The following is a 22369-nucleotide window of genomic DNA, read 5'->3' on the forward strand; positions in this document are numbered from 1 at the left end:
AAGAGCATGACTGAGCGAGATTACCGTGTGGCGGTGGTGGGCGCGACCGGCGCCGTGGGAACCATGATGATCAAGGTGCTGGAGGAACGGAATTTCCCGGTCTCGACCCTGAAAGCTTTGGCGTCGGCCAGGTCCGTAGGGAAAAAGGTATCGTTCGGTGGCAAGGTCGTCTCGGTGGAAGAGTTGACCGAGCGCTCATTTGAAGGAATCCAGCTGGCTTTGTTTTCCGCAGGGGCCGGGGTCAGCCGCCGGTTCGCCCCCATTGCGGCCCAGGCGGGTTGCGTGGTTGTGGACAATTCCAGCGCCTTTCGCATGGATCCCGATGTCCCACTGGTGGTTCCCGAAGTCAACCCCCATGCGCTTCGAGGACACAAAGGGATCATTGCGAATCCGAACTGTTCCACGATCCAGATGGTGGTGGCCCTGAAACCTATCCACGATGCCGCCAAAATCAAAAGGATTGTGGTGACCACGTTTCAAGCGGTTTCGGGAACCGGTCAAAAGGCCGTGTTTGAACTGGAAGCTCAAGTCAATGCGCTGATCCAGGGCCGACCTCTGCCTCGAGCCGTCTACCCTCACCAGATCGCCTACAACTGCCTGCCCCATATCGGCGCCTTTCTGGATTCAGGCTACACCGAAGAAGAAATGAAAATGGTCAATGAAACCCGCAAGATCTTCGAGGACCCTTCCATCCAGGTCTGTGCCACGACGGTGCGGGTGCCGGTCTATTACGGGCACAGCGAATCGGTGGCCGTGGAAACTCGGCGTCCTTTAAGCGCCGGGGAAGCCCGGGCGCTCTTGGAAAAGGCGGAGGGCGTTGTCGTGGTGGACGATCCTCTCCAGAACCGCTATCCCATGCCTCTCGACGCCGCGGGCCGGGACGAGACGTTCGTGGGGAGGATCCGCCAAGATATTTCCGTGGAAAACGGACTGGTCCTGTGGGTTGTGGCCGACAATATCCGAAAAGGTGCGGCGACCAATGCCGTTCAAATCGCGGAGATTCTGGATCGGGAAGACCTGCTGCGCGTCCCCTGACTTGGACAAACACGGTGGCGTCGTCGCACGCCACGGCCCGCGGTTGAGGAGCCGATAACGACACCCGACGGGGGCGTGAGCCCGCGGTCTCTGACCGTTACGGACTCGGCGGGATTCACTGAGCGCACCCATGAGGTGTTCACGGGGCCGGTTGAGCTGGCGGTGCCGTGGTTCCGAAAGGCCAGACCCTGGGGTGGCGGGGTTCCAAGAAGGTCGGTGGAGCTCGGCAAACCCTGAAGCGTTGCGCTCTACTATTCCCGAAGCGTGCCTCCATTGCATGCGGATCATTGCCGGAAGGTTTCGCGGAAGATCTTTGGCCGTCCCGAAATCCCGCGCCCTGCGCCCAACAGCAGACCGGGTCCGTGAAGCTGTTTTCAGCATCCTCGGCGGGCGGGTCGTTGGGAGTCGGGTGTTGGATCTCTTTGCCGGTACGGGAGCATTGGGGTTGGAAGCCCTCAGCCGGGGGGCGGCGTGTGCCGTTTTTGTGGATTATCATCGGTCGTCGGTGGCCCTCATCCGATCCAACCTGGAACGATGCCAGGTCAAGCCATCGGAAGCCCATCTGATGTGCCTCACCGTACCCTCGGCTGTTGCACGGCTGGAAACTCAAGGCCGGCGTTTCGACCTCATTTTCATGGATCCTCCTTACGGTCACGGCTGGGTCGGAAAGACCCTGGCCCTTCTGGATCCCATCGCGGCTCCCGAGGCCCTGATCATCGCAGAACATCATGTCAAGGATGACATTCCTGAGGTTTTGCCGCCCTGGCACGTGATCGACCAAAGATCTTACGGCACCGTTTGCGTGACATTCTATGGTCGAAGGATCGACCCCCCCCTTGCGTGACAGACGTCCTCCTCTAAAGCCCACTGAAGTCAATTTGCCGTTTTTGTGGAGCTCGAGTTGGGGTGTCTTTTCTGATGGACACGGCGGGCACAAAGGTCTAGGGTCTCCAAGTCACTTTGTGAACTTTTACTCAGGCAAGGTGCCGCTGCAAACCGTCCAGAAAGAGGAGGCTCAAAATGCATCGGAAAATCTTTGCATTGGCTGTCATCGGGCTTGCGCTGGCGGCATGGGTCACCCTTGCCGGTGCCGACCACCAGTGGGACCGTGAACACAAAGTTTCTCAGAAGTATGGTGCAGGTCTTCACCGCGAAGACCATGGAAACGAAAAGACCGGACAGATCGCTGCTTGGCTTTTTGTTGCGGCGAATCTCCCCGTCACGGGGACCGGACTCACCCGATGGTTTCTCCGCAGAAAGACTTCATCCGTTTTTTCAACAAGCGCCAAAGCCTTGTACGCGTGGTGCAGAGATCTCATGTCTTTCCATTACGTTCTCAACCCGGCGGCCATTGCCATCGCTGTGATCCATTTCCGGTTTTCATGGTGCCGGTCCACGAGCCTCCCGGAATGGGCGTTGCTTTTTGTGGCCCTCGTGGGGCTCACAGGGATGATGGTGAAGTTTCGGATGGTTCCGCATCCTATGGGCCGTCTGGTTCGCTCATTGCACACGAATCCTCTCGTTGGGGCTGTGGTCTTTGCGCTTCTGTTCGTCGGACATCATTATTTGGATTGAGTTGGGAGTGAATCCCAACGGCATCAGGCGTTCACGATGGGTGTGGGGAAGATTCTTTGGGGAGCCGCCGCGGCGGTGCTCGTGTGTGAAATCCTCGAGCATGTCATCTTTCCTTTGGTGTGGAACTGGAGGGTCCGCCGCCGCCCGCCCCTCTCGGGCGTTGAGTCTTTTGTGGGAAAGCGTGCGCAGGTGGTCCAGTGGAACAAAACGAATGGAATCGTCATGATCGATGGAGAACGATGGAAGGCAGAAAGTTCCATGTGCTTTTCTCCGGGGGATTTTGTGCGGATCACCGAAGCTCGCTCTTTGGTCTTGACGGTGACGTCGCTGACAGATGAGCCGGAAAAGCTTTCTCCTCTTTGACTTTCGCCCCCCAAGGCGCTATGTATCTACCTTCTCTGAAGGGCGGCAGGGCTGCCGCAGAGCGTTGTGAGACACGTGAAGGAGGGGGCATGGACAAGTTGGCCGTCTATCCGGGTTCTTTCGATCCCATCACCAACGGACATCTGGATCTTCTCGAGCGGGCGCTGAAAATCTTCGATCGCGTCATCATCGCTGTTGCCAGCAATCCCGCCAAAAATCCCCTGTTTTCCCTGGAAGAGCGTATGGACATGATCCGCCGATCCTTGGCGGACCATCCCCTTGGGCAACGCATTGACGTGGACACTTTTGACGGCCTTCTGGTCAATTACGTGGACCGGGTCGGGGCACGGGCCATTTTGAGGGGGCTGCGCGCTGTGAGCGACTTTGAGTACGAGTTTCAAATGGCCCTGATGAACCGAAAACTGAACAATAACATTGAGACCCTGTATTTAATGACCGGCATGCGGTGGATTTACATCAGCTCCCGAATCATCAAGGAGGTGGTGGTTTCCGGGGGCGATGTCAAAGGACTGGTGCCCGAGGTGGTGGAAAAAAAACTTGTCGAAAGACTCCGCGGCGGCTCCCGAGAAAGGACATCCTGACCCTGTGGATTGCGGCTCTCCGGACGATGGAAGCTTCAATGCCTTCGATACGGAAACCCTAGCTCCTTTCTCCGTTGCGTCGAGGGGCATGAAGAGAGTCGAGGGGAAACACCCGCCTCGATATTCCGGCAAAACATATATTCCTTTGACGTTCGGGAAAGGGCATGGGCGGCCGTCCGTATTGTGAACGGGGCGGAACCTCCATGTGAGCGCTGGAGTTGGAGGCTGGCTGACCAACCCGCCGATCCGGCGCAGCGGCGATGTGCAGGAACCCAATCCCATCCCGCGTTTCATCACCTGACGGTATGCGTTGTGAGCGTTTCAGGCCCTGAGGATGTGTGGGAAGCTGCCCCCGCAACGGGTCATGTGGGGAGCGGGGCGTCCACTCTTGCACCCGCTCCGAGAGGAGGGGGCGGGGGAAGCCTGCAGATTAAAAAGGCGCTGCGGGGTTCCTCAAGAGAGCGCGGCGCGGTGATCCTAAACGTGCCTGCAGGGATGCTTTCCCTCTGGCCATACGTGGCTGACCGATTTCGGCCTGTGCTGGTATAAAGTGAAAATCACTCTGGGGATGAATGAATCCTGAGTCCGTGGGCTGTTGTTGAGCGGGTTGAATTTCAGGCATGGCCGCCCTGCTTCGATAGGACGAAAATGCCATGATTCAGAGGGTTTACCGGATCATTGACTTGCCTGCGGTGGAGAAGAGCTCATGGCCGTGCCCTTTCAACCGTTTTCGGACACACCTCCTCCCCGTTCACCTGTGAACAACGCTCGCTCGAAGCATTTGCCGCGATCGCCCAGCATCCGAGCCTGGGCAGAACGTGAGATAGACGCCGCGAAACACCCGAAAGGCGGGGAAGTGCGGACCGAAATGCAGGTTTTATTGACGACCACACCGATCCCCGGCGGTGTCTGATTGATGAGTTCTTGGATCACGGTCTGTACGCGACAGACGGGACGAGGACGATTTTGTGTGCGTTTTCCAGTACCAGGGAGACGCCGAGAGGTTCTGTCGGGAGTTGGAGCAGCGACTGGGACACTTCGGGCTGGAATTGTCGAGGGAGAAGAGTCGGCCCCCCTTTTAGTCCGCATCACCACCTTGACAGAAGGGGTTTCGATTCTCCGGGTTTTGAGTTTCGCCGGAGGAAAAACCAGGTGGGAAGCCCCATTTCAAGCCATGGACTTCACTCAAGAGTCTGTGGGAGTTGCGGAGGCGGCCGACCACTTATCACGCACCGGTTTGGTCACAGTGCACCAGCCGTTCAGAACAAATGCGGTCAGGGGCACAGGCGCTGAAAAGCCATAGCGGTCCACGAAGTGTTGCACTGACCGGCACAGACCCCGTAGGCTCGTGTCCCATACTTAAGGTTGATGATTTTAACGCTGGCATCCCTCTGTGCCAATGTGATTGAGACACCTACCTCTTGTTAAATGAGTGTCGGGCGGGTAGGAGAAAGGCTCGGATGAGATCCCTTCAGAAAACAGGGGCAGGCATGGGGGTGACGCAAGGAGCCCTTAGGGCGACTGGAGTTGCCCCCATCGAGGCAAATCTCAACGCACCGGATCCGGAGGTCATGGAAAAGAAACGCCGCCGCAAATTCACTGCTGCCTATAAGGTGCGCATCCTTGAGCAAGCCGAGGCCTGCACACTGCCTGGGCAGATCGGCGCTCTTCTTCGCCGGGAAGGTCTGTATTCATCGAATTTGACCACCTGGCGCAGGCAACGAGACGAGGGGCGGCTGAAAGCATTGTCTCCCCGAAAACGGGGTCGAAAACCGAACCCGGACAGTGATCTCGCAAAACGGGTAGCCCAATTGGAGCGGGAAAATCAACGCCTCAGAGATCAAATCAAGAAGGCGCAGACGATCATCGAGGTTCAAAAAAAATCTCAGATCTAATGGGAATTCCCCAGCCCAATCACGAGACCGACGGGAGCACCTCATAAAGCGGCGACCCGATTGCGAACCGAGGTGGGAACCGTCCAGGCTTGTGATGCCTTGGGCATTGCCCGAGCAACCTTCTATCGTAGACTGAAACCCGCAACGGCAGAGGCCGATCGCCCGGCTCCGCCGTTGGCTCTCTCGGATCAGGAAAGGCAAACGGTGAAAGAGCTGCTCCATTGTGAGAGATTTCAAGATGATGCTCCTCGCCAGGTCTTTGCGTGCCTGCTCGATGAGGGAGCCGACCACTGCTCGGTGCGCACTATGTATCGAATTCTCAAAGACGAACATGGGGCCGTCAAGGAGCGTCGCCGGCAGGTGCAGCGCCCCGTTTACGAGAAGCCCGAGCTGCTCGCCACCCGAGGGCAACGAGGTTTGGTCGTGGGACATCACAAAATTGTTGGGGCCCGTGAAGTGGACCTATTACTACCTATACGTGATCCTGGACATCTTCAGCCGCTACGTGGTGGGATGGATGGTTGCCCACCGGGAGAGTGCGACCCTGGCAAAGAGGCTCATTGAGGAGACCTGCGGGAAGCAGCGGATTGTTCGCGGCCGACTCACAGTTCATGCGGATCGGGGTTCGTCCATGACCTCAAAGTGTGTTGCTCAGCTGCTATCGGATCCAGGGGTCGCCAAAACCCACAGCCGGCCTCACCTCAGCAATGACAATCCCTATTCGGAAGCCCAGTTCAAGACCCTCAAGTACTGCCCGCAATTTCCAGGACGATTCGGCTCCATCGAGGATGCCCGATCTTTTTGCCGGGATTTTTTCACCTGGTACAACCGAGAACATCGTCACTCGGGTATCGGACTGGTCACACCTGAGCAGTTCCATGACGGATTGGCGCCCCAAATAGTGGACCATCGTCAGCAGGTCCTCAAAGCAGCGTTCGAGGCCAATCCTGGCCGTTTCAAAGGCAAGATACCCAGGCCTGCGGCATTGCCGACTGCCGCCTGGATCAACAAGCCATCGAGTGATACCGTGAGAGTCTAATCTTTTGCCGGAGGTGTCTCATTTTCATTGACACATTCCGCACCCATCAACGTGACTGTAATGTGCGAAGCCACCAAGGTGCACAGTGTACAGAAGCTCTACGTGGTCTAATACACGAAATAGAGCAGATGCCTGACCAGGTCTCCTCGGTGGTGATGCCGCACTTCCACTCTACACCACTCCGCCGAATGACACCGTCGCAGTGAATCACGAATCATTGGGCTGATCACGGCAAATACGCACTCGTCATGACCGGTAATAGGAAACCGGCTGGATTTTCTAGGAATCCAGCCGGTTGAGAGTCCATTCCGACCGATGCTTAAAAGTCTTCATCTCTGACGTAAGGCGCGCTCCATAATGCCACTTGCATGACCACCGACTTGAACCAAGCTTGGTGCATCTTCTCAACCTCGTCGGGGCTGTGGCCCTTCTTTGCCAGGAACGGCTTGATCGTTGCCGTGATAGGGTAGATGAACGCAACCAAGTAGCGATGGCTCACGTTCGGTACAGACGTAACCCCATCGACCTTGTTCTTTTTGGTTCGGTGATGGCGCAGGCCGATTTCATGAGCATAATCCAGCCACGCCTGGTCATAAGGTCGGTTGCAGGTATCGAGAATCCATTGACCAAAGCGTTTGCGCACGGCGGCAAGATAGTCGCTGTTCACGTTCCCCTTGCCATCGGTGAAGTAATAGAGCAGGTGGGGATGAGAGCCAACGAAGCCGTACCATACGTCAAGAACGTTCTCGATCTGATCTGCGAGAACTTCACCTGCCAGACGCAAATATTGCTCATCCTCAGGGGCGAAGAGAACGGCCTGTTTCAGGTTCTCCAGGTCCTGCGCGTTCAATGGAGAACGAGAAACTTGATCTGTGCCATACGTGTAACCGGAGATATTTGTCGTGTTCATATCAGACGCTCCTGGAAGATCAGGTTGTATTTTTTTGTCGGGAACTCAGACGGCTGCTCGTTTAAGCACCTGGTCAAACTTTTAATCAGTTAGTTTGGTCAGACACAATGATTTTGACCTTGCCATTACGGCAAATGCGCAGGGGTGGCGGGTTTTGCGCGACTGATAGAGACTCGCTCGGCTTCGGAGTCGTGATCGATGTGGACTTCTGGATAGGAACGGCGAGTTCACGCAGGCGGTTGACCATTCGCTTGGTGTCGTCGCGAAGTGCTCCGCCGTAAAGCCTGTGGGATAAGGGCGTGGCATCACCTCCTCAGCTTACGCGGGGTTTTCCTGGGCACAAAATCGAAACGCTCAAAATAGGTGTGTGCTTCGACTAAAGGAACATGCCCGAAGGCACAGCGATCGGTCTGCCTGAATCCTCAATATGAGCATTTCTCAGGAAGAATTGGCAGACATCCAATCCAAAGTCATGGGCACAATACTGGGCCTCTGAGTCCTCAATATGAGCATTTCTCAGGGAGAATTGGCAGTCTCAAAACACCTCGTATTCTGTGGCATACCCTCCTTGGTCCATATGACGGACAATGACTTGGGTGGCGCGTAGCACAGCGGGCAGGGGGCCTTCTGGCAACTCGTTTACCGCCACCTCAATTTCATGGAAGATGTCTTCGAGTGACTCTCCTGCTTCTTCCCCTATGGGCATCAGCCTCAGGGTAACCATGCACTGATCCTCTGGCCATCGAGCGCGCGTCGGCAGCCGAGGGCGTTCGATCACATCCGTAACCCTGCTGATGTCCCCTCAACAACCCCCAAAACTGTGGACTGGGGCGCCGATCGTTCGATTATTTGGACAGGTGACGATCACGCTAAATAACGATTCAACGTGCATCGGGGAAAGATTCACAGCGATCTCTTACACTTTGAAGGTGAGATCCATTGCCTCGACAATGCGTTGATGATGATCCGGCCGGCTGTAACATTTCGGTTTCATGGATTAGGCGCCAACTTCATTAAACTTGACAAAAATTGTAAGGCACCTCGAGTTCGTGTCAAGACCGCGGTGCCTTTTCGCAAGGCTCTTTCATGCAGGGTGCGGATGGTCTCTGAGTCGCCTCAACCGCTTCAGTTCCTCTCTTCATCTGCCCGTAGATCTCCACGAGCATCGTCGCCAGCAGGTTTTATTGCTCCGGGAAACAGGCCTTAAAACCTTTTGCTGGATTTCAGGACTGGATCGAAAGTCCTCACCGCCTCTCGCTCATGGCTGCTTGGAATGTGATGGCCGTGGCAGCAAGGAGAGGTGCATATGACTCGGTGCAGCTCCCCTGAATCCGTGCGATCCCAGCCGTCGCTTTATTGTCTTGTGGTCATGACACGGCCCATCTCGAAAATCTTCGAGAACCCTTTTTGAATTTCTTGGAAAACACGCACGACTTTAACGACATATCCCTCCACTTTAATTGGGCGGTTTTCCTTTGAGCTGGTTATGGAAAAACCCTCGTCAAAGGAGAAGAGATTTATTTGCCCTTTTAGGAGCAGACACCAAAGAGCTTACATTGACCCCGGTGGTTTATGCTTACCGTTGATCGAAAGCGGAGCTCGACGAAAGCCTTCTGGCGGCCGGCGGACTATGATCCGAGACGCCGATACACGCGGGAGGAGATGTGGCCGCTGCGCATGCCGCACCAGGAGTTGTGAGACTTCGTCGCCTTTGCGGCCCGACGGCAAGGTGTGTGGGGTCTGTCTCCCCAGTACCGTCTGGGGCGATTGGTGCACTAGGTCAAGAGACCTAAAATGAACCCGATATCCCTCTTTGAAATCGGCTTATCGCCTGGTGGATTAACTCTCAGGAAGGATTGAGATCAAAGTTCAACACCAATTCACCTGGTGGGGCTTTCTCTTGAGGGGCGGTGTGAAAACCATCCTCTGTCCACGACCTTGGGGCGCCCGAGGAAGGCGGGTGTGCTCCGTGCCGGGCAAGGTCAAAGGACGAAAGCTGTCCGGGAAAAAGACTGTGGCCCGGGTGCGGACAGCGGCTCTCTCCCACAACCGCTTCGGCCTTTCGAAGGCGCCGGGCCGCCTCCAGAATGGTTCGGGCGTAAGGGCGGCTGTTATTGTATTTGAGGATAACCTGTTCTTGGTGTTCCGGAGAGATATCCTTCCTCCAGCCGTGGCTCCTGAGATAATGAGCGATGCTGGCAAAGGCGTCCTCAGGACAGTCCAGGTTGACCTTGCCGTCCCCATCTCCATCCGCGCCGTAACGGAGAAGGCTGGAAGGGAGAAACTGGGGCCAGCCGACGGCCGCCATGTATGATCCGTGCCATTGCGCCGCTTCCGGAATCCCTTTTTCAATGAGGGCCACCAGGGCTCGAAGTTCGCCGAGAGCCCAGTATGCCCGTTGTTGAAGTTTGGCCTCGAACCGGTCTCGAGTCCATCGAGCGCGGTCTTGTTCCGAAAGCATGTTCCAAATGCGCCCTCTCTCCTCGGGATCCAACATCAGGGCAAAAGTGGCCAGCGTCGCCGCCACGGGGTGTCTTCCCGTTTTCTCTCCCAGGGCGCTTTCCACGAGCAAAATGGCGACAATAATCGAGGGGTCCACCTCATAAGTGGTCCCGATCCGTTGCAGGGCCACCTCGTGGGTCCGCCAGAAATGCCTGGCCTTGGCCAAAACCGTAGGCTCCAAAAAGGCGTCGTAATTCAGTGCCGTTTCTCGAATCTTCATGGATAGCGCCACGTTTCCGTATGCGGGGCTGTGCACGGAAGAAAACAGCACAGACAGCGAACTCTTTGAGCACCCTTCGGCCTCCAACAGCCTCAGGACCCCTTCAAATTGGGGCTGGGCGCGGACGCTGCGCGGGCCGCAGAGCAAAAAGGCCGCAATGCAGGCAAACAGTAGCAAGAGCCGAACAGAGTTCCTTGCAACGAAGAGTTGGCCGAACACTTAAGACCTCCCGGCGCATGAAAAAGAGCGAGCGTCCTCAGGAGACAAATGTTTGGACATGGAGCCGCGGGCAAAAGCGGAGTCCCTGCAGGTTGTCCCCTGAAAACACGTTCCAATCCCAAGGATCACACAACGCGGGGCACACATGGAGCAAGGCATTGGCGTGTCTTGAATGGCCGCGCACCAAAACTCTTCCCCGAGCAGCATCCTCCTCGACGCACATCCCGTGGCCCGCGAAGGCACTCGCTCTCAAAAATGCCCATGGATCACCCCACGGAGGCCCCTGTTCCTTCGATTCCTTCTCCCTGTGGCGGCGTACCTTGAGGAGAAAGGACTTTTCTTTAGCGCCCACCGTGATTAGGCTTTCTTTCTACCAGGAATTGTGCTCGAAACAAACCCTTAAGACCAATGCATGCCGGTGACAATGGACGAACAGCCGCCGCCGAGCTGGACTCGGCGAGAGGGCAAAGGAGGTTTTGAATGGCAAACGAACGTGACTTTCAGTTGGTGCGAGAGGCGTTCCTTGTGGAAACCCAAACGACGGCAAGGATTTACACCCATGTTCCCACAGGCGCCCGCATCCTTTTCATGGAAAACGATGACGAGAACAAGGTGTTCGGCGTGACCTTCCGGACGCCCCCAAAGGACGCGTCGGGGCTTCCGCATATTCTCGAGCATTCCGTCCTGTGCGGCTCACGCAAATACCCTGTCAAGGAGCCTTTCGTGGAACTCCTCAAAGGATCCCTGCATACCTTTCTCAACGCCTTCACCTACCCAGACAAAACCTGTTATCCTGTGGCCAGCCAAAATCATCAGGATTTCTATAACCTTATCGACGTTTACCTGGATGCTGTCTTTTATCCCACAATCTCACCGTGGATTTTCAAACAGGAAGGGTGGCACTACGAAATCGAGGATCCCCAGGAGCCGCTGCGTTACAAAGGGGTCGTCTATAATGAAATGCGCGGCGCGTACTCGTCGCCGGATCGACTGGTGGTGGAATACAGCCAACAGAGCCTCTTCCCTGATACGCCCTATGGGTTGGATTCCGGCGGGGATCCCCAGGTCATACCCACTCTGACCTACGACCGTTTCAAAACCTTTCACGAGACCTATTATCACCCGTCCAACGCGTGGTTTTACTTCTACGGGGATGACGATCCACAGCGGCGTTTTCTCATTCTTCAGGACCTCCTCAAAGATTTTCAGGCACGCCCGGTGGACAGTTCTATTCCCCTGCAACCCCCTTTGTCGACGCCTCGTCGTGTGCACAAGACCTACGCCGTGGGGAGAAGTCAACCGCCCAAAGCCATGGTGACCGTCAATTGGCTACTGACGACCACGGAACCTCCGGAAACCAATCTGGCGTTACACGTCCTCGAATACATTCTTCTTGGTATGCCGGGATCTCCGTTGCGCCGAGCGCTGATTGAATCGGGGCTGGGAGAGGATCTCACGGGCGTCGGTCTGGAAAGTGAACTGCGGCAGATCATGTTTTCCACCGGCCTGAAAGGGGTGGCGCCGCAAAACCTGGAAAAGGTGGAAGGGCTCGTTTTCCAGGTTCTCGAGGAACTGGCTGAAAAGGGCATCCCCAGGGAAACCGTGGAAGCGGCCTTGAACACGCTGGAATTTCGACTGCGGGAAAACAACACGGGCTCCTACCCAAGAGGGCTTGCGCTCATGCTGCGGTCTCTCACCACCTGGCTCTACGATGGCGATCCTCTGGCACTCCTGGCCTTCGAAAAACCCTTGGCCACGGTGAAAGAAAAAGCTCTGAGCGGCACACGATATCTGGAAGACCTTTTAGCCCGTTACTGGGTAAGCAATCCGCATCGAGCCACGCTTTTCTTGGAACCGGACGCGACACTGGAAGAACGCCAGAGGGCCGAAGAATCTCGAAAACTGGCTGCCGTGAAGGCGTCCATGTCGCCGCAGGAACTGCAGCGTCTCGTTGAAGAAACCAAGACACTTCGAAGACTCCAGGAAACTCCGGATCCTCCGGAAGCCCTCGCCACCATTCCTCGACTTCGGCTGGAGGATTTGGAGAGGGAGAACAAAAAAATCCCCGCCGAAGAGCACCTCCTAGGACACGTCCCGGTACTCACCCATGACCTCTTCACCAACGGGATCTTCTATCTGGATCTGGCTTTTGACACGAGGGCCGTTCCGGAGGAGCTTCTGGGTTATGTGCCGCTGCTCGGCCGAGCCCTTCTGGAAATGGGCACGGACAAGGAAGACTACGTCAGCCTCAACGAGCGCATCAGCCGGAAGACAGGAGGCCTTGTGGTTCAGGCTCACACCGGCCCGTGCGCCGACGGCCAGAGCGTGGGCAGCTGGCTCATGATCCGAGGCAAGGCGCTCACACGACAGGTGGCGGATCTGTGCGCCATCATTAAGGACGTTGTCACGGGGGTTCGGCTGGACAACCGCGAGAGATTTCGACAAATCCTGCTGGAATCCAAAGCGAGAAGGGAAGCTCACCTCATTCCCGAAGGCCATCGCTTTGCCGCACGTAGGGTCAAGGCTCCTTTACATCCGGCCCATTGGGTTGAGGAGAACATGAAGGGTATCGAATCCCTCTTCTTTGTGAGGAAGCTGTGCGAACGCGTGGACAAGGACTGGGACGGGATCTTGGCCGAACTGGAACAGGTGCGTCAGCTCATTCTTTCTTCAAAAAACCTTCGAGCCAACGTCACCGTGGATGCTGCCTCGTGGCGGCCACTCGTTCCGATCTTGAAAGAGCTTCTCGAAGCACTCCCCACCCACGACACGGCACCTCTTATGTGGCAGGCCCGCAGTCTCCCCGCCAGGGAAGGCTTGACAGGGCCTCTCCACGTGAACTACGTGGCCAAAGGGGTGAGCCTCCGGGATGCCGGGTTTTGCTTTCAAGGATCGGCACTGGTGGTGAGTCATTACCTGCGCACCGCCTATCTTTGGGATCGCGTGCGGGTTCAAGGAGGCGCCTATGGAGCTTTCAGCCAACTGGAGCGGTTTTCCGGCGATTTTACGCTGGTGTCTTACCGGGACCCCAACGTGGCGAGGACCCTGGAAACCTACGACCAGTGTGCGGACTTTTTGAAAAAGCTCCGTCTGAACCCCGACGAATTGACCAAAGCCATCATCGGGGTCATCGGCGACTTGGACAGGCATCTGTTGCCTGACGCCAAAGGCTTCACTTCCTTTATGAGATACCTCACTGGGGATGATGAGGCGGCACGGCAACGTATGCGGGAAGAGGTGCTGGGGACCGGCCTGAAAGATTTTCACTCCTTCGGCGAGATGCTCGAGGCCGTGCGGGACGCAGCTCGGGTGGTGGTCCTGGGCTCTTCGGAAACCTTGCAAGGTGTGGAGATCCCGTTTCACATTACCCCCGTGCTGTGATGGGAGCCAAAGCTCTTGACGGCATCTCCAAAAAGATATATTCATACATGCGCATCTAGAAAAGAGGGTGGGCTCATGAAAGAATTCATTCGGGTTATGAAGGCCCTTTCGGACCCCAGTCGGGTGAAAATTCTCAAGATGCTCAACCATCGGGAACTGTGCGTATGTGAAATTCAGGCAGGACTCGGCCTGGCCCAGCCGACCGTCTCCAAGCACTTAAAAATTCTCGAAGATGCCGGCCTTGTGGAAAAGCGCAAAGACGGCCTGTGGGTGAATTATCGACCGGCGGACGGACACAGCAGCCCTTATGCCGCCATGCTTCTGGGTAGCCTCAAGCATTGGCTCAACGAAGATGCCGAGATTCAGGCTTTGCTCCGCAGGGTTCCCGACCTCCAGCGAAGCGTCCTTTGTGCTCGACCAGAGAAAGGGAGAGAATGAAATCCATCCGGCAAGTTCGCATCGGGGGACACACAGTGGGCTTGGTGGGCTTGGACGAGGTTTTGCAGGATCTGGCAGAATCGCTCAAAGGCCAGTCCCCTGACAAGATTCAGGAAATACTGATGCAGAGAGTGGCTGAGGACAATTATATTCCTGCAGGCGCACGTCCGGCCTATCAAGAAGCGCTGTATCGAGAATGGCGGCGCTATGTGGGAGAGCCTGTGAAAGAAGAGGGACCGGAAGCGTCGGTTTTGGTGCTGGGTCCCGGGTGCGCGCAGTGTGACGCCTTAGAAAGAACGGTGATGGAGATCTTGAGCGAGGAAAACCTTGCGGTCTCCGTGGATCATGTGCGGGATCCTGGAACCATCGGCGAGATGGGGATATTGGGTGTTCCCGCATTGGTGGTCAAAGGGCGGGTGTTGTTTTCCGGCAGGGTTCCCTTGAAGGCGGAACTGAAAAAACGTTTACTCCAGGCGCTCAAAGAGGCTTGATGGTCAATGCCAAGTGCTGCGTGCCACCCTCGGGAACCGCCCAGTCCACGAGGAACGCACAACAGGTCAAGTCGAGACAGGGATGCTCATAGGAGGTGACACATGGAAATCAAAGTTCTTGGACCCGGGTGTAAAAAATGCCAGCAGACGGAGGCCGTGGTCAAGGAAGCGGTGGCGGAATCCGGGGTGCAGGCGGTCTTGGATCATGTGACGGATGCCATGGAAATCGCCAGCTACGGCGTCTTCGGCACACCAGCCGTGGTGATCAACGGCGAAGTGAAATCCGTGGGCAAAATCCCTAAGAAGGAAGAAGTCTTGGCGTGGATCAAGGCGGCATCTTGATCCCGCGGGAAAGGAGGCTTCCCTATGGCAGAGCAATGTTGCCCCACAGGGGCGGGATCCCAGGGTAACGTGATGATCCTTGCCTGTTCAGGGGGATCCAACGTGGGCCAGTTGTCCAACCAGGCCGCAGTGGAACTCACGGTGGAAGGATTCGGAAAAATGTTTTGCCTGGCAGGTATCGGCGGGCATCTTTCGGGCTTTGTCCAATCCGCCAAAGACGTCCCGGCCATGGTGGCCATCGACGGGTGCCAGGTCGGGTGTGCCAAGGCGATTCTCGAACATGCCCAAGTGCCCCTGAAGGCCTACGTCGTCCTCACGGACCTGGGCATCGAAAAGAACAAAAACTTTACCTTGGAACGGGGAACAATAGAAAAAGTCAAAGCGGCCGTCCGGGACGCATGCAAGAATCTCCCGACGGACGCTCCTTCCGAGGTTGCCTGCTGCAGCTGATATCGTGTCTTTTGTCCCGTGACCACCTGTTTTTGGGGCACCCTTACAAGGGCAGCCCGACGCCGTGCAAGGATGCCGTTGCAACCTGGAAGGTGCCTTGCATGAAGGAGGCGCCTTATGTTGCTGCGCAGCTACCGAAAAGAAATCTTTCGGCCCGAGTGCAATCCCAGTTTCCAGTCGGTCCATTGCATCGCGCATTTGGACCAGGACATCGCAGAAGTCATTCCTTATTTGAATGCCGTCCTCGGCGGGTCGCAGTTCACCCGCGAGCCCCCATCGGTCACCTTCAAAACCCATGGGAAGCTCATCACGGTGCACCCCCGAGCAATCGCCATCAACGCTTTGAAAGAGTCCGAGGAAGCGGACAAAATCCTGCAATGGCTTCGGGATGAAATCAACAGTATCTGGGAGAAGCGCGCAGAGATCACCCCGAAGTTTGAACCCCTGAGGAAACCTCAGGTTTTTACCATTTTGAAGCACCTTCCGAAGACCAATTGCGGGGAGTGCGGCTATCCGACGTGCACCGTGTTCGCCGTGCATGTGGCCGAAGGCGGTCGTGGTCCCCGTGACTGCCCGCATCTTTCTGTCGAACAGCTTCAGGCTCTGGAGAAGTACCTGGAACCCTTTGAGCTTTCCGGGTAAAGCCGACCAAAAACAAAGGAGTCATCCATCGTGGCCGAACGCAAACGCATCCTGTTCTTGTGTACGGGCAATTCGTGTCGAAGTCAGATGGCGGAAGCCTGGACGCGTGCTCTGAAAAGCGACATTTACGAGCCCTTTTCGGCCGGGGTGGACCCCAAAGGGCTCGACCCCCGCGCCGTGAAAGCCATGGCCGAAGTGGGCATTGACATCAGCGGGCAGCGGTCCAAGTCGGTGGAAGAGCTTCCGAACCAGGACTACGCCTACGTGGTGACCCTCTGCAGCCACGCTCAAGAATCCTGTCCGTTTTTTCCCGCCACCGTCAAACGCATGCACGTGCCCTTTGACGATCCTCCTCTCCTGGCGGCCCAAGCCGCCACGGAAGAGGAGGCCATGGAGGCGTATCGACGTGTTCGCGATGAAATCAGGGCCTTTGTGGAAAAACTTGACGTCTAGGCCCTCGAGGGAGAGCTCTTTATCGCTCAGGCTCATGAGAAATACGCCCCGAAGATGAGGCCGCACACCGTCGACATGATCACCACCAAGGTGACATACACTGCGGTTTTCAGGGTGCCGAGGACGCTTCGAATGACCAGCATATTGGGAAGGCTTAATGCGGGGCCAGCCAGGAGCAGGGCCAAGGCGGGTCCTTTCCCCATCCCGGCGCCGATCAATCCTTGCAAAATGGGCACTTCCGTCAGGGTCGCGAAGTACATGAAGGCGCCCACCACGGCGGCGAACAGATTGGCGCTCAACGAGTTGCCGCCCACCAGGCCGCTCACCCATCGCGAAGGAATGATGCCTTCCGCCCCGTCCGGACGCCCGAGCAGAAGGCCTGCAACCAGGACGCCTCCAAAAAGAAGCGGTGTGATCTGTTTCGTGAAACCCCACGTGGACAAAAACCACGTTTCGGTTTCGCCCCGGGTGGTGACCAAACATACCGTAAAGAGCACAATGCCGGCGGAAAAGGCGATCAACGGCTCGTGAGGGAACAACCAAGCGAGAATCCCCACCCCTATGGCGGACAAGACAACTTTATAGGCCTTCACTCGAAACCATTGGACCAAAAGAAATCCCAAAAGCAAGGCAAAAGCGCCACAAAGGTACCATTTGACGCTGTAGACCGCATTCCAGAATCCCACGGGAGAGGAAGAACGCCCCCAGGTGGCAAAGATGAGGACGCCCACCATGCTGGCAAAATACACGACGTTCTGCCACAAAGGCCTTTCCACCTCCGGTGTAGGCAAGTGCATGGCGGCGATTGCTTTGGCCTGTTCCTCTTTGAAAAAGATGAGGTGCATCAAGAGCCCGATGACCACACTGAAGCCGACGGCCCCGACAGCGCGGGCAATCCCTAAGGGAAGGCCGAGGATGCGCGCGGTGAGCACAATGGCCAAGACATTGATAGCCGGACCCGAATACAAAAAGGCGATCGCCGGTCCCAGCCCCGCGCCCCGCTTCCAGATTCCGGCAAAAAGAGGAAGCACGGTGCAGGAGCACACGGCAAGGATGCTGCCGGAAACCGACGCCACACCAAAAGCTAAAACTTTCTTGGCGCCGGCACCCAAGTACTTCATGACCGCCGCCTGGGAGACAAAAGTGGCAATCGCCCCGGCAATGAAAAATGCCGGCACCAAGCAGAGTAACACATGCTCTTGAGCGTACCATTTGCCCAGGGCGAGGGACTCCAAAACGGCGCCACGAAACCGTTCACTTTCCATGGGCAGCCCAAAAAGGATCAGGAACGTGGCCACAATAACGCTCAAAGGTTTCCAAATTTCCGACCACTGAATCCGGCTTTCTTCCTCTTCGGCGGCCTGGACCGGCTCCGTTGAAGTCTTGGTGAGTGTGGCATTGACACGAGACATGGGACAATCCTCCTTTGATCGGTCGCGTTTTCCATGAAAGGCCCCGTGGCCACCTTACGCATGTATTACTATCTAGCAATGTAGTAAGACTTGTCAACCCCTTTTTAAGCCTTTCGGACACAAGTGTTCAAGGAAAATAGCGTTCTTGACAGAGTTTTTCATCATGGATATATGCATACAAAAGAATGCAAGACCGAGCGGCGAGATCCCCTTCGGGCAAAAGGGCCACGGCGCAGGCAGGGGTGCCCCACGGCCCGGCACACCCAAGGGAGGCAAAACATGCATGAGTTGGAATTCGCTCCAATGGGATGAATAAGGAGACGGGGAGGCGTGCGATGACGGCGGATGCTGACATCAAAAAAGGGGGCCGCGGCCTCAGTGTTTTTGAAAAGTATCTTTCCGTGTGGGTGCTCTTGTGTATCGCGGCGGGCATCCTCCTCGGCCGAATCGCTCCCGGCCTCGCGCGGTATCTGGACGGTCTGTCCATTTATGTGAACCAAGCACCGGTGGTTTCCATCCCCATCGCCGTGTGCCTTTTTTTTATGATGTACCCCATCATGGTGAAAATTGACTTCGGCGAAGTCGTCATGGCCGGCAAGAGCCTGAAGCCTGTGGGATTGACCCTTTTCGTGAATTGGGCCGTCAAACCGTTCACGATGTATGCCATCGCCCTGTTTTTCTTAGGCTATGCCTTTAAAGGCCTAATCGGCCCGGACGCGGTGGACTATGTGAAAATGCCTCTGGGGTTGAATCTTCCCGTGGGGGCCACCCATGGTGTGGGCACAGTGGTCCTCCACGAGGGCGTCAAGATGCTTCAGGTGCCTTTGTGGCGAAGCTGTCTTGCCGGCTGCATCCTGTTAGGGATCGCTCCGTGCACGGCCATGGTTTTGGTGTGGGGCTACCTCGCCCGAGGCAATGACGGCCATACCCTGGTCATGGTCGCCATCAACAGCCTCACCATGCTCTTTCTCTACGGCCCTCTGGGCGGTTACCTCTTGGGAGTCGGACGTCTTCCGGTGCCGTGGCAGGCCCTCGTCCTCTCCATCGCCATCTATGTGGCCTTGCCCTTGGTGGCCGGCTATGTCTCCCGAAAACTCATCATCCGGAGCAAGGGAGTCCAGTGGTTTGAAACCCGGTTTCTCCACATTCTCACCCCGGTGACCATCATTGCTTTGCTGATCACCCTGGTGTTGCTGTTTTCCTTCAAAGGCGACGTCATTGTGGGCAATCCCTTGACCATTCTGTGGATCGCCATTCCCTTGTTTATTCAAACCAATTTCATTTTCTGGATCGCCTATGGGCTTGCGAAACTCCTGAAGCTTCGCTATGAAGACGCCGCTCCTTCCGCCATGATCGGGGCGTCCAACCATTTTGAGGTGGCCATCGCCACGGCGACGCTGCTTTTCGGGTTATCTTCCGGGGCGGCCTTGGCGACCGTCGTCGGTGTCTTGATCGAAGTGCCGGTTATGCTCATGCTGGTGAAAATCTGCTTAGCCACGCGGCATTGGTTCACCGACTGGCTCAAAGGGATGAACCTGCACGAAGCGGTGGCGCGCCTCATGGATGAAATGGCTCGCATGCGTGGAGAACTGAACGAGCTGAAAAGCAAAATCCGGTGATGCGAAACGGATCGGGCAGACATGCCGTCATCTCCCTGATTCTTCGACGTTTTCCGTGGCTCTGACGAATCCTGAGCGGGACGGCCCGGTGTCAGGCCCCGCCCCCGAGGCGGGTGTCGCCAACCAAGAATCGTTAATAGGAACGGCTGTACTGTGCGGAACCAACAAAGTGGTGTTCATCCATGGCGTCGTGCGTGCCTTCAGAGCGTCGGCCTTCTGGCGCTGGCTTTGACTTTGGCCGTTGTGGTCAACAGTCTTCGGTCCGATGGTCTTCCCTGGATCGGAGACTGGGGTCATTCCTCAAGTGAAGCCGACGTGGCGGCAGGCGGGCTGGGGATTTCCCTTGAAGAAGCCCAATTGCTTTACCTCACGGAACAGGCGGTGTTTCTGGACGCTCGCAGCCCGGACGCCTACCGAGCCGGTCACATCGAAAAGGCTCTCAACCTGCCGTGGGTTCATTTTGCCGAACGATCTGTGCACGTGTTGGAACAGATTCCCAAGGAGAAGCCCATCATCACGTATTGTGACGAAGGGTGCACTCTGAGTGAACACCTGGCGGCAGCCTTGATCGCTCAGGGTTACACGCAGGTGAGGGTTCTCGAGAATGGATGGTCCGAGTGGGTTAGAAGCGGGCTCCCCGTGGCTATGGAACCCTGATCTGTGCACCTCACCCAAGGGCGCCGCGCGCTGTCGGCCCCATTGCCGATTTTTGCCGGCGCCATGACATCCTCGAGGGAGGCTCCTTTTGCATGCCGGATGATCTGATTGCACCGAGACTCCATTCCGTATCCCCGGGACCCACCGAACAAGGCAAAGGTTTTCGTGACGGGGAGCGATCCCCGGCCGAGGCGGCTGCAGGACCCTGCCATCATGACCGTGATCCAGGCCATGGGGTGCCCCATGGGCATGGGGTACGAGAGGTTTCCGGAAAACGATTGCTGTTCACCATGCTGCTCAACCTGGTAATCCCCTCGGCCCAGGTCGTCGGTGGCTTTCTGGCCAACAGTGTGGCTCTTCTTTCCGACGCCGTTCACAACTTCAGCGACTTCGCCGCCTTACTGATCGCCTACATTGCTTGGCGTGTGGGGAGGCGTGGGGCGACGCCCCGCCACACTTTTGGTTTTCGGCGCGTGGAAATCCTTGCCGCGCTCCTTAACGTCCTCATTCTCGTGGGCGCCTGTTCGGTCATTCTTTTTGAGGCGATCCAAAGATTTCGGCACCCCCAGAATGTGTCCGGGGCATGGATCATGGCCTTGGCGGCTGTGGGCGTTGTGGGGAACGGCCTTTCCGCTTTCCTGTTGCATCGCGATGCGGCGCATAATCTGAATGTGCGCGGGGCCTTTCTGCACATGATGGGGGATCTTTTGACCTCCGTGGCCGTTTTGATCAACGGAGCCGTGCTTCTCTTCAAACCGTGGACCTGGTTGGATCCTTTGCTGTCCTTGATCATCGTGGCGTTGATTCTCAAGAATTGTTGGGGGGTCTTGCAGGAAGCGGTGGCCGTGCTCATGAACGCTGCACCCCGCCATGTGGATATCGCTGCGGTAAAGGAAGCCCTCGAAGACTTGCCCGGCGTTGTCAATGCCCATTATTTGCACGTCTGGAACGTGAGCTCTTCCAGCATTGCCTTTTCATGCCATTTGGTGATTCCGGACCAAAAACTCAGCGAAGGGGAGCAGGTCCGGCGCTTGGCCACAGAGGTGTTACAGCGCCGGTTTGGTATAGATCATCCCATCATTCAGTTGGAAACCCATTGCTGCGGCAACGGATCCCTCCTGTGCGAAGGATCTTGCCAGGTCGTGCCGATGGCGGACGCCGCGGGAGCATCGCCCGAGACCCGGTCGAAAGAATCATTCCAATCGGACCAACCACCCCGCTACGATGAGGCTCCAGCATGGCGAGCCCGCACCTCGGAAGGGGCGCTGATCGCCGTGCGCCTCGTATTGGGGCTCGTCTTTCTTTATGCATCTTATGAAAAAATCCTTTATCCGCTCGATTTTGCTCAAACCGTTAACAACTACCGGATTCTCCCTTCCTGGGCGGTCAACTTCGTCGCCTTGGTGGTGCCCTGGCTGGAGGTCGTCCTTGGGGTGTGCCTGATGGCAGGGTTGTGTTTGCCTGGAGCCCTGACGACGGCCACGGGGCTTCTCTTCGTGTTTTCGGCATCTCTCGTGTTCAATCTGATTCGAGGTGTGGATGTGGATTGCGGCTGTTTTGGACTGGAGAAGGCGGGCGGGTGGAGCTCCATGAAAATCAGTGTCCTTCGCGATCTGGGGCTTCTCGCCATGGCAGTGGGAGCCACATGGTGGGTCATGAGGTCGGGCCGAACGTCGAGGTAAACGACGCCACGAGACCACAAAAGGAGAAACCGAGGGGCGAGGTATGAAAAAACGGCTTGTGCTGTTGATGATGTCAACAATGGGCATTCTCGGCCTGTAGGGCAGCGGCCGTGCGGCGGACTCCATTCCCGAAGTTCCCGTAAAGGGTATGGTCACCATGGTGGATCTTGGAGCTCGCCAGTGCATTCCCTGCAAAATGATGGAACCCATTCTGAAGGATGTGCAGAAGGAATACGAAAGCCGGGCTGCGGTGGTTTTCATCGATGTCTGGGAGAACCGCCAGGCGGCCGCACGGTTTGGCATTCGCGTCATTCCCACGCAGATTTTTTACGACAAGGAGGGCAAGGAAGTATTTCGGCACGAAGGGTTCTTGGACAAGAAGACCATTGTGCACGTGTTCGGTAAGCTCGGCGTGGAATGACCGACAGAGGAAGGGAGGGGG

At 56.7% G+C, this 22369-nt stretch carries 20 protein-coding genes and 1 pseudogene; 17 read left to right on the plus strand and 4 right to left on the minus strand.

The window, feature by feature from the left end:
• The first annotated feature begins 6 nt into the window (after window positions 1-6).
• From ACZ5K9_RS14630 to ACZ5K9_RS14655, 6 genes and pseudogenes are all read left to right on the plus strand, one after another.
• Complete coding sequence (locus ACZ5K9_RS14630) at window positions 7-1035, plus strand: aspartate-semialdehyde dehydrogenase (protein WP_464272064.1); 1029 nt, start codon at window positions 7-9, stop codon at window positions 1033-1035.
• Window positions 1036-1228: 193 nt separating this feature from the next.
• On the plus strand, window positions 1229-1879 hold the full coding sequence (gene rsmD / locus ACZ5K9_RS14635; RefSeq protein ID WP_464272065.1) for a 16S rRNA (guanine(966)-N(2))-methyltransferase RsmD: 651 nt from the start codon (window positions 1229-1231) through the stop codon (window positions 1877-1879).
• A 176-nt stretch (window positions 1880-2055) separates the two neighbouring features.
• Window positions 2056-2610, plus strand: a complete 555-nt coding sequence (locus ACZ5K9_RS14640; protein ID WP_464272066.1) for a hypothetical protein — start codon at window positions 2056-2058, stop codon at window positions 2608-2610.
• Between the two features lie 36 nt (window positions 2611-2646).
• Window positions 2647-2973: an NfeD family protein gene (locus ACZ5K9_RS14645; protein ID WP_464272067.1), complete on the plus strand. Its 327-nt coding sequence runs from the start codon at window positions 2647-2649 to the stop codon at window positions 2971-2973.
• A gap of 89 nt (window positions 2974-3062) precedes the next feature.
• Window positions 3063-3575, plus strand: coding sequence for a pantetheine-phosphate adenylyltransferase (gene coaD, locus ACZ5K9_RS14650; RefSeq protein ID WP_464272068.1), 513 nt, complete (start codon window positions 3063-3065; stop codon window positions 3573-3575).
• A 1571-nt stretch (window positions 3576-5146) separates the two neighbouring features.
• A pseudogene (locus tag ACZ5K9_RS14655) lies at window positions 5147-6509 on the plus strand (IS3 family transposase).
• Between the two features lie 319 nt (window positions 6510-6828).
• Here the strand turns inward: ACZ5K9_RS14655 and ACZ5K9_RS14660 are convergent.
• The 3 genes from ACZ5K9_RS14660 to ACZ5K9_RS14670 form a co-directional block, all read right to left on the minus strand.
• Entirely contained in the window at window positions 6829-7419 is a 591-nt protein-coding gene (locus tag ACZ5K9_RS14660) for a protoglobin domain-containing protein (protein ID WP_464272069.1), read from the minus strand.
• Between the two features lie 535 nt (window positions 7420-7954).
• Entirely contained in the window at window positions 7955-8143 is a 189-nt protein-coding gene (locus ACZ5K9_RS14665; RefSeq protein WP_464272070.1) for a hypothetical protein, read from the minus strand.
• 1122 nt (window positions 8144-9265) lie between these two features.
• Window positions 9266-10360 (minus strand): lytic murein transglycosylase, encoded by a 1095-nt coding sequence (locus tag ACZ5K9_RS14670; protein WP_464272071.1) that lies wholly within the window; start codon window positions 10358-10360, stop codon window positions 9266-9268.
• A 480-nt stretch (window positions 10361-10840) separates the two neighbouring features.
• Here ACZ5K9_RS14670 and ACZ5K9_RS14675 point away from each other — a divergent pair, with 480 nt between their 5' ends.
• From ACZ5K9_RS14675 to ACZ5K9_RS14705, 7 genes are all read left to right on the plus strand, one after another.
• Entirely contained in the window at window positions 10841-13741 is a 2901-nt protein-coding gene (locus ACZ5K9_RS14675; RefSeq protein WP_464272072.1) for an insulinase family protein, read from the plus strand.
• 75 nt (window positions 13742-13816) lie between these two features.
• Entirely contained in the window at window positions 13817-14179 is a 363-nt protein-coding gene (locus ACZ5K9_RS14680; RefSeq protein ID WP_464272073.1) for an ArsR/SmtB family transcription factor, read from the plus strand.
• The gene (locus tag ACZ5K9_RS14685; RefSeq protein ID WP_464272074.1) at window positions 14176-14670 is read left to right on the plus strand and encodes a thioredoxin family protein; all 495 of its coding nucleotides are present in this window, start codon (window positions 14176-14178) and stop codon (window positions 14668-14670) included. The genes ACZ5K9_RS14680 and ACZ5K9_RS14685 overlap by 4 nt, the downstream gene beginning before the upstream one ends.
• Window positions 14671-14772: 102 nt before the next feature.
• Window positions 14773-15012, plus strand: a complete 240-nt coding sequence (locus ACZ5K9_RS14690) for a thioredoxin family protein (protein ID WP_464272075.1) — start codon at window positions 14773-14775, stop codon at window positions 15010-15012.
• A 24-nt stretch (window positions 15013-15036) separates the two neighbouring features.
• Entirely contained in the window at window positions 15037-15462 is a 426-nt protein-coding gene (locus ACZ5K9_RS14695; RefSeq protein WP_464272076.1) for a putative zinc-binding protein, read from the plus strand.
• Between the two features lie 117 nt (window positions 15463-15579).
• The gene (locus ACZ5K9_RS14700) at window positions 15580-16104 is read left to right on the plus strand and encodes a (Fe-S)-binding protein (protein WP_464272077.1); all 525 of its coding nucleotides are present in this window, start codon (window positions 15580-15582) and stop codon (window positions 16102-16104) included.
• Between the two features lie 30 nt (window positions 16105-16134).
• Window positions 16135-16557 (plus strand): arsenate reductase ArsC, encoded by a 423-nt coding sequence (locus ACZ5K9_RS14705; RefSeq protein WP_464272078.1) that lies wholly within the window; start codon window positions 16135-16137, stop codon window positions 16555-16557.
• 32 nt (window positions 16558-16589) lie between these two features.
• On the opposite strand, the gene ACZ5K9_RS14710 is transcribed toward ACZ5K9_RS14705, so the two are convergent.
• A complete protein-coding gene (locus tag ACZ5K9_RS14710; protein ID WP_464273983.1) occupies window positions 16590-17894 on the minus strand; it encodes a permease in 1305 nt (434 codons plus the stop codon).
• Between the two features lie 410 nt (window positions 17895-18304).
• On the opposite strand from ACZ5K9_RS14710, the gene arsB reads away from it, so the two are divergent.
• The 4 genes from arsB (at window position 18305) to ACZ5K9_RS14730 (ending at window position 22348) form a co-directional block, all read left to right on the plus strand.
• Window positions 18305-19588: an ACR3 family arsenite efflux transporter gene (gene arsB / locus ACZ5K9_RS14715; RefSeq protein ID WP_464272079.1), complete on the plus strand. Its 1284-nt coding sequence runs from the start codon at window positions 18305-18307 to the stop codon at window positions 19586-19588.
• Between the two features lie 153 nt (window positions 19589-19741).
• Window positions 19742-20245 (plus strand): rhodanese-like domain-containing protein, encoded by a 504-nt coding sequence (locus ACZ5K9_RS14720; protein ID WP_464272080.1) that lies wholly within the window; start codon window positions 19742-19744, stop codon window positions 20243-20245.
• Window positions 20246-20337: 92 nt separating this feature from the next.
• Window positions 20338-21927: a cation diffusion facilitator family transporter gene (locus ACZ5K9_RS14725; protein WP_464272081.1), complete on the plus strand. Its 1590-nt coding sequence runs from the start codon at window positions 20338-20340 to the stop codon at window positions 21925-21927.
• 157 nt (window positions 21928-22084) lie between these two features.
• Entirely contained in the window at window positions 22085-22348 is a 264-nt protein-coding gene (locus ACZ5K9_RS14730) for a thioredoxin family protein (RefSeq protein WP_464272082.1), read from the plus strand.
• The last annotated feature ends 21 nt before the right edge of the window (window positions 22349-22369 follow it).

It is taken from the genome of Desulfosoma profundi (assembly GCF_055387865.1).

Coding starts and splice junctions, on each gene's coding strand:
- arsB (WP_464272079.1), top strand. CDS start 18,305: ATGACGGCGGATGCTGACATCAAAAAAGGGGGCCGCGGCCTCAGTGTT.
- ACZ5K9_RS14665 (WP_464272070.1), bottom strand. CDS start 8,143: ATGGTTACCCTGAGGCTGATGCCCATAGGGGAAGAAGCAGGAGAGTCA.
- ACZ5K9_RS14685 (WP_464272074.1), top strand. CDS start 14,176: ATGAAATCCATCCGGCAAGTTCGCATCGGGGGACACACAGTGGGCTTG.
- ACZ5K9_RS14730 (WP_464272082.1), top strand. CDS start 22,085: ATGGTGGATCTTGGAGCTCGCCAGTGCATTCCCTGCAAAATGATGGAA.
- ACZ5K9_RS14640 (WP_464272066.1), top strand. CDS start 2,056: ATGCATCGGAAAATCTTTGCATTGGCTGTCATCGGGCTTGCGCTGGCG.
- ACZ5K9_RS14680 (WP_464272073.1), top strand. CDS start 13,817: ATGAAAGAATTCATTCGGGTTATGAAGGCCCTTTCGGACCCCAGTCGG.
- ACZ5K9_RS14695 (WP_464272076.1), top strand. CDS start 15,037: ATGGCAGAGCAATGTTGCCCCACAGGGGCGGGATCCCAGGGTAACGTG.
- coaD (WP_464272068.1), top strand. CDS start 3,063: ATGGACAAGTTGGCCGTCTATCCGGGTTCTTTCGATCCCATCACCAAC.
- ACZ5K9_RS14725 (WP_464272081.1), top strand. CDS start 20,338: ATGCCGGATGATCTGATTGCACCGAGACTCCATTCCGTATCCCCGGGA.
- ACZ5K9_RS14630 (WP_464272064.1), top strand. CDS start 7: ATGACTGAGCGAGATTACCGTGTGGCGGTGGTGGGCGCGACCGGCGCC.
- ACZ5K9_RS14675 (WP_464272072.1), top strand. CDS start 10,841: ATGGCAAACGAACGTGACTTTCAGTTGGTGCGAGAGGCGTTCCTTGTG.
- ACZ5K9_RS14645 (WP_464272067.1), top strand. CDS start 2,647: ATGGGTGTGGGGAAGATTCTTTGGGGAGCCGCCGCGGCGGTGCTCGTG.
- ACZ5K9_RS14700 (WP_464272077.1), top strand. CDS start 15,580: ATGTTGCTGCGCAGCTACCGAAAAGAAATCTTTCGGCCCGAGTGCAAT.
- ACZ5K9_RS14690 (WP_464272075.1), top strand. CDS start 14,773: ATGGAAATCAAAGTTCTTGGACCCGGGTGTAAAAAATGCCAGCAGACG.
- ACZ5K9_RS14660 (WP_464272069.1), bottom strand. CDS start 7,419: ATGAACACGACAAATATCTCCGGTTACACGTATGGCACAGATCAAGTT.